This is a genomic window from Mesorhizobium sp. L2C066B000, from assembly GCF_000502335.1.
Lineage (GTDB): Bacteria > Pseudomonadota > Alphaproteobacteria > Rhizobiales > Rhizobiaceae > Mesorhizobium.
This window is the reverse complement of record NZ_AYWZ01000041.1, coordinates 1-6,669: the sequence shown is the minus strand read 5'-3', so window position 1 is coordinate 6,669 and position 6,669 is coordinate 1. Positions and strand designations below refer to the sequence as shown.

General features: G+C 59.9%; 7 protein-coding genes. 3 read left to right on the top strand and 4 right to left on the bottom strand.

Annotated features, from left to right (window positions below; genetic code table 11):
* Window positions 1-1,159: 1,159 nt before the first annotated feature.
* The 4 genes from X733_RS136660 to X733_RS136675 all read right to left on the bottom strand — a co-directional run bounded on the left by X733_RS136660 (window position 1,160) and on the right by X733_RS136675 (window position 4,009).
* On the bottom strand, window positions 1,160-1,570 hold the full coding sequence (locus X733_RS136660) for a TadE/TadG family type IV pilus assembly protein (protein WP_031194368.1): 411 nt from the start codon (window positions 1,568-1,570) through the stop codon (window positions 1,160-1,162).
* Window positions 1,560-1,985 carry a TadE/TadG family type IV pilus assembly protein gene (locus X733_RS136665; protein ID WP_245274558.1) on the bottom strand — a complete coding sequence of 142 codons (426 nt, stop codon included), beginning with the start codon at window positions 1,983-1,985 and terminating at the stop codon, window positions 1,560-1,562. Before X733_RS136665 ends, X733_RS136660 begins: the two co-directional genes overlap by 11 nt.
* Window positions 1,986-2,004: 19 nt before the next feature.
* A complete protein-coding gene (locus X733_RS136670; protein ID WP_348625884.1) occupies window positions 2,005-3,210 on the bottom strand; it encodes a pilus assembly protein TadG-related protein in 1,206 nt (401 codons plus the stop codon).
* 607 nt (window positions 3,211-3,817) lie between these two features.
* A complete protein-coding gene (locus tag X733_RS136675) occupies window positions 3,818-4,009 on the bottom strand; it encodes a hypothetical protein (RefSeq protein ID WP_023740327.1) in 192 nt (63 codons plus the stop codon).
* 884 nt (window positions 4,010-4,893) lie between these two features.
* Between X733_RS136675 and X733_RS1000000171205 the strand changes: the two genes are divergently transcribed.
* The 3 genes from X733_RS1000000171205 (at window position 4,894) to X733_RS00205 (ending at window position 6,467) form a co-directional block, all read left to right on the top strand.
* Complete coding sequence (locus tag X733_RS1000000171205) at window positions 4,894-5,043, top strand: hypothetical protein (RefSeq protein ID WP_023707523.1); 150 nt, start codon at window positions 4,894-4,896, stop codon at window positions 5,041-5,043.
* A gap of 958 nt (window positions 5,044-6,001) precedes the next feature.
* A complete protein-coding gene (locus X733_RS136680) occupies window positions 6,002-6,226 on the top strand; it encodes a hypothetical protein (RefSeq protein ID WP_023670653.1) in 225 nt (74 codons plus the stop codon).
* Complete coding sequence (locus tag X733_RS00205) at window positions 6,216-6,467, top strand: hypothetical protein (protein ID WP_023820441.1); 252 nt, start codon at window positions 6,216-6,218, stop codon at window positions 6,465-6,467. The genes X733_RS136680 and X733_RS00205 overlap by 11 nt, the downstream gene beginning before the upstream one ends.
* Window positions 6,468-6,669 lie beyond the last annotated feature (202 nt).

The window sequence follows — 6,669 nt, the reverse complement described above, 5'->3', positions numbered from 1 at the left end:
TAACCACGTGATGACAAATCAGCCATGTGTGTGGCGCGGCGGGCCTGTTCCGCTTGTGGCCGGCGCCTACCCACCCGGGTTCCCCAACCATGGCGTCGGCCATTTTCGTTCTCTCAGCAATTATGGGCCTTTGCTATCGGCCTATGTGTTGGCCTTGGATGGCGAGATCGCGGTTAGATCGCCTCGTTCGTTTGGATGTTTCGCTGGCGTTGGCAGGAGGCGCATATGTTCGCCAGCCGGCGGATACCACACCGCCCCACCGGTCAGGCCCAGCGCGCCCGCTGCAAAGTCCCCGCAGACGGCTGCTGGGCCGCTGGCGGGCAGCGGCTACTTGCTGACGATCCAATCCACCAAGCCAGTTTCNCCCGCAGACGGCTGCTGGGCCGCTGGCGGGCAGCGGCTACTTGCTGACGATCCAATCCACCAAGCCAGTTTCGATCAGCTCGCACCCAGTCAAATCGCGCACCAGGGGGCCTTAGCTAAATCGCGCCATTGACACTCAGGCGCTCCGGTTTCCCTGAGTAGGCGTCGGAATGCAGAGCGGAGAACGTCGGCTTGAAACGCAGAGACGGGAACAGTAGACGGGTCGGCATCTTCCCAGCCTAGCGCCACGTCGCGACGACGTTGACCAAGGCGCTTCAGAAGCTCGCGTGAGGCTCGGATGGCCCTGCGCGATTGATCCATGTCCCAGCGAAATGTGGCGGGTTCCGCCATGGACTTCTGGCGCATGAGCAGGTGGCCGTAGTGGCCGATCGAGCGATATCTATGGGCGTTGCAACCATCGCAGCCTCCCAGAAAAGGCAATGGCAAACGACACATTAATAAGCTCGCCGAAACTCTCTCTGCAATGAAAAGAGTTGTACGAATTTGACCAACCCGCACCTTCAGTGATGCCGGGCCGCTACTATCCTCGCTCATGTTCTGTCATCGCAATGAAGGACGACATCTCCGAGCACCCGTAGCACACCTGTTGCATGGAAAAAGCTGTAGGCGTCTATAGGTGCCCGGGCACTCCGCCGTTTGTCTGCGTTGTGGAGCGGGACAAAGCAGGTTTCCTCACTCAGGCCGCCTACCGTGAAGCGGGGCACAAGCCCGAATTCGACGCATTGCCTTGGGAAGCTGAATACAGGGCCGCCAACTCAACCAAGCCGGCCGTATCCTAGCTGGCAACCAGGGGCACCGTGACGGTCGTGGCGTAATTTATCGGATACTGGTCGAAATACGGGAAAGCGATGACGAAGGCATAGCTGGCGGTCAGATGCGCCATCTTGAAGCCGCCGCTGGCAGGGTCGATCGCGATCGTCACAATGACGTTCTGCAGACCCAGATTCACCAATTTCTGCGTGGCGATGGCCTGGATGTCGCTCTGCGAAAGCGTGTTGTTCAGCTGCAGCGCCCGAGAAGAGGTTTCCAGCGTATAGCGGACGGTCGACACGGCATTCATGGCCCAGCCGAAGGCGAAGATTCCGAACAGGAGCATGATCAGGAAAGGCGCGATCAAGGCGAATTCCAGCCCGGCTGCGCCGGAGCAGTCACGGCGCCACCTGGATCCGATCCTTTCAGCGGACACGGATCACCTGCTGATGACTGATCGCGCGCGGGTTTGGGAAGACACCGAAATTGAACGGGGGCACCCAGGTGCCCGTGGCCGTTATCTGGACGAAGACGGTCGGCAGCTTCGTTCCGCCGCAGATGGTGGTCTCATCCACGACCGTGGCGCCGCACAAATAGGAGCGGACCAGCACGACCGCGGCGTCCTCGGGCTTGTCGTTCCAGCTCGAAAGCGCGACCGCCTGCGTTCCGGTGTCATTGGACGCGCCGGCCATTACGAGATTGGCCGCGGTTTTAACGCCCGCGCGCATCTGCAAGTAACTCGTTACGTAGGACCAGCCGTCGGCGATGCCGAGGCAGACGAGGCACAGGATGGGCAGCAACATGGAAAACTCGACGGCAGCTATCCCGGATTTGTCCAGGACAATGCGCAAGGTCCGCCCACCCATCCCGCTACTCGACAAGCTGAACGGACAGTGCCGCCGGAATGTCGTCCATCCCGAGGCCTTTGCAGTTCTGCTTTATCGTCGTACTGCCTGACCACTGGATGGTGTCGGCGACGACCTGAGTGCAGCCACCGTTCCCCGAGAAGTTGCCAAGGTAGTTGACCTGCTGCCTGGGAAAATAGATGGCGCCGGTCAAAAGCGAGTCCGCTGTGCCGTTGAAGGTGCTCTGTGCCGCAGTCCCGGTCCTGTCGCCGTAGAACAGCACGCCGGAATAGGCTCCGGAGGTAGGCGCGCTCAGCGTCACCTTGGCGTTGCCGTTCATGCTGACGGTGTTGCTGCCTGCCATGAAGATGGTTACCCCGCTGCCGGCGACGACCGCGTTGGCGTTGACCTTCATACCGCCCTGCACGACGTAGACGCCGGGCTGCAGGGTGACGTTGCCGCTGAGGCTCATGCCGCTACAGTAGGTGCCAGGCTGGAGTGTTTGCGACGTCTTGTTGCCGTTGACAGACTTGCACGGGTTCCCGGCCGTCGGCGCCGCCAAGCTGGAGAAAGGATCGGCTGCCGGCAAGGCTTGGGTGATGTTGGACTTGCAGACCGTGGTCGCCGGATTGTTCAGCACCATGCCGCCGACCGTGATCAGGCAGTCGGCCTTGAGCACCGCCGAGCCCTGCGTCTTTATGGCGTCCGAGGCAATCGAGTCCGACATGACCGAACAGCCGGTGAGGTTGACGGTGGTGTTGCCGGAAAAGAGCGCAGCCTGGGAGGCCGACTGACTAAGCGCGAGTACGCAAGCCTTGGAGGCGTCATTGATCAGCGCCACCGCCCTTGCCTGTTCGGCAACGGGCGCCTGGTTGAAAATCGCCGTGAAGTAGCGATCGAGGTTCTGCTTGACGATGACCTCCACCGCCTTCTTTGCGGTGTTCGGGCCGGACAATGGCGGCGTGTTGACCTGGATCGTGCCCGGCGTGGCGAAATTGTTCGAAGTCGCGGACTGCGTGGCGGCGGCGATGATGGTCGGGTTGTCGGAACCCGCGACTTTCTCGAGCGCACCGGCATAGGCCGCGGCATCGGCAACGGCCTGCAGCTTAAGGCTGCTGTAATACCAGAAGGATGTCTCCATACCGAGGCCGGCGCCGCCAACCACGACCGGCAAGGTGAAGGCAACGATGACGGCAACGTTACCGTTCGTGGCGCGCCTTAGGCGGCTCAAAGCAAACCAAATCCGGGTGAACGCGTTGGATGCCATATGTATTAGAAACCACGAATAGATAAACGAATGTCTAAAAACTCCATTCCGATTCGATGGAAGTCCGACCTGCCAGACGAAACAGGTGTGCTGCAAATCCTCCTCGCCTCGCATGTGCTTCACGCGGCGTCATCACTACGGCCAATGGAGGCGCATTGCTGACCGGCAGCTTTGGGTCGCAATCTGACCGTCCGTGATTGGGAGCCACATGGCTGCGCGGCTGTTCCGCTATTGAGCCTCGACAGGAGTCCTAGATCCGCACACACGCGTATCTTGGGTCGATCGCGCTTCGCTCATGCGCCAAATTGCCAGGTCGTGAGTTCGGACAGCGGAAGCATTCTCCTCATGGGTGTGGCTTGTCGAGCAGAAGATTTCACGATCACCACCGTAAGCAAGTTTCGGGATGACAGCTTCGTGTTGATCCCGCTGCTCGGCAGCGTCTGCGGTGAAGTCTCCGTTTAGCGGCTTAGCCGGATATGACGGCAATGCAGGAGATCGGCAATCTCCTGTTCAAGCACATCCATGGGCCATCACCGTCGCGGCCCTGAGGTTACCCAGCCGCAGGAGGGTCCTAAAGCCGCACAACCTTGTCGAGATGTAGCCGTATCCGCTGGCCTTCAGCGAAGGACAGCGCAAACGATTCCAGGCCGAATGAGCGTGTAATTTCCTGGTCGGTCTCTATGATGCGCACGACCCATTCGCCACTGGCTCCGACCACTTCCACGCGAGGCAACGCCTTGCGGATTGGCACCACGTTGCTCATCACATCCTCCCTACGAAAAGCAATGGCAAGTCGATTTAAGACCCTGGTGGTCGGCAGTTCAATAACAATGGTTGTTCGGATCGGACGAACCACCCTGGATGGGCAGTACGAAGCCGGGCGAATCACACCTCAGTCAGGCGAACCCTCCCGGGAACCTTCCGTGAGATAGCCTCTGCTTTAGGTCGTTGGCATTCAGGATGGCCGCCAGCTCTTCGGCATACTCCATGTCGGGAAGGTCGACAGATGGGTGGCCCGCTACAATAGCCGGCNGCCAGCTCTTCGGCATACTCCATGTCGGGAAGGTCGACAGATGGGTGGCCCGCTACAATAGCCGGCAGCCCGGTGAACACGTCGAATACCGTCCACGTCCCATCCGGTTCCCGCCTTACGCCGTACCGCAGAGTTGCCATGAGAGGATGCTAATGGAAGCCGCGAATATATGGTACAAAAAATGCGAGCGGGCGATCGGGCAACAGGCACGCCTTTCCGGAACTTTTGCCGCTGCGACGGGTTCGGTCGGGCATGACCAGAATAGCCGACCTCGGACCGCCCATCCCCGGCAAGCCACATGACCTGACTGGGAAGAGCATTTCTATGCGCGCCCCATTTGCGCGCAAAAGGTAGGCCGTCGCGATTTCCGCCGAGTGATGTGGCACGAGCAACCGGACCACCAGCCGCTGGAATTCGACGCCTAAGAGCGCAGCACAACCCAACTGGTCATCGCTATCGAAGCAGCGTTTGTGGGGCGGCCGCTTCTAGGCGCATGGTGGCTAGATGACCCGAATACGGGTGAGATCGGATGGCGCAACGATTTATAGCGAAACCACTGTCCTGGCCGACCGGAATCGGCGGCTGGCTGGTCCGGGCCGGAATGAACCGGGGCAATGCTCGGCTCAAGCTACGCTCTCGATGAATTGCAGCTGGTCCTGGAAGATCGTGCCGTGGAGGTCGGTTTCGGCGGCGCGTTTTACTGCCGCACCTTCTCGGTGGGGCAGCATTCGTTTGCGGTGTTGATCGCTCGCAGGATGTCGTGAACGCTGCCTGCCGCCGGTTCGCCGATGCAGTGTGCGCCGGACGAGCCGAGTTCCGAGTCGGGCTAGTCGAGGACTTGCCCTTGCCGGATAGCACATTCGACAAGGCTCTCAGGGTCCACACAGCGTAGTTCTGGCAAAGCCTTAGAGCTGGATCCGCAGAGCTCGCTCGCGTCCTCAAACCAGGCGGCCGCGTCGTGCTTGGCTTCCTCCCGAAGACGCATATGGACCGGATGAACATGCCGGCCGACATTTCTACACCTCGCGAGCCGGATGAGGTAATTGCTGATTGCGAGAGGCAGGGTTCAGCGACCCTGAAGTGCGGAGACTGAGCACGGAAACCGCCTGGCTCGTTGTGACACGCATGCGAATATAAGTTTCGGCGCCTGGAAGCGGAAAAGCCCGCCGCCGAAGCCAACTGGCTTTGTTGCAGGGCCGTGGTTTTGCCTAGGCTCCTCTGGGTTCAATACTGGGTCCCAATTGCGCCGTCACTGCGCTGAGACGCCCACGTTTAGTCAGTACTGGCTTGCTGTATTCTTTCTTCACTGCAGTCCCTCTCTAGCGAATTTCGGCAAAGCGCCGGTCTAAAGGTTCTCACTCATCGGTGCAGGTTGATGGCGTGCACACAGCCGTTACGGCCGAGAGCTTCTCGCGCTTCTTTAATTCAGGCTTCTGATAAGTCTTCTTCATCAGGATCCCCAAGTTTGTCCCTCAAGCCGAAAATGCGGTGCGCCGGCCACGATTGTCAACCAGAAACACTGAAGTAGCGGCCGAGCGACGCCAGGGGACCGGCACGCGCGGTCAGGGCGGCGTGCGCAGCGTGGATGCTGCAATTGCCTGGCCGGTTGCCATGGCCTGCTAACGAGCGCACACTGCTGCGTCGCCTCGAAAAATCAAAACAAACAGGCACGAGGCGCTTGGGAGCGATCATCAGGCTTTCGCCCGACCAGGGAGAAGGCCCATGCCCACACCGGCACAGAGCCGGCTCATGTATTTTATGGGCCAACTCGTTCACAACGAGAGCATCGTTTCCAAGCAGGATATTATCGTCGGCTTACTGGATCACGAAGGCAGTCCGACGGCCGACGCCGACGAATTGCTGGCGAACTTGCATCGATCACTGCAACAGGCCCGACAGAGCTTGCACGAGGCGCAAGAGATCTATGGAGTCAGAAATGCGGAGTAGCGAAAAAACAAAGCTCGCGTACACAGCCGCAGAGTTCGCCGAAAAACACGGTTTGACTGTGAAGGCAGCCGAAATCATTTTGTCCATGAACGGCTCCTCACGTGTCGCTTGCGATGCAGCAGCACGCGCATTCAAGAAGCGGTTGCGCACCGACAACACAGCAATGACAGAGAACGATGAAAAGCCCGCTGACATCTGGGCACGCCGGGCTTGTGCAGGGATTGCCCGCGCTTGCTTCTGAGCGCGGGCCGACCACGATGAGTGAGGGGCCATCTTGGTCACCGGCACGGGACCGCTGAAGAAAGAGCCGGGTGCGACCGAACAGCCTCAGAGCGAGGAAGTTCCCGGCTGACGCAAAAAAGCCCGCCAGCGCTGCCGTCAAAGACATTTTGCTTTCGAACCCGGATGGATTGCACGAAGTGCTCCGTGCGGTGATGCAGGAG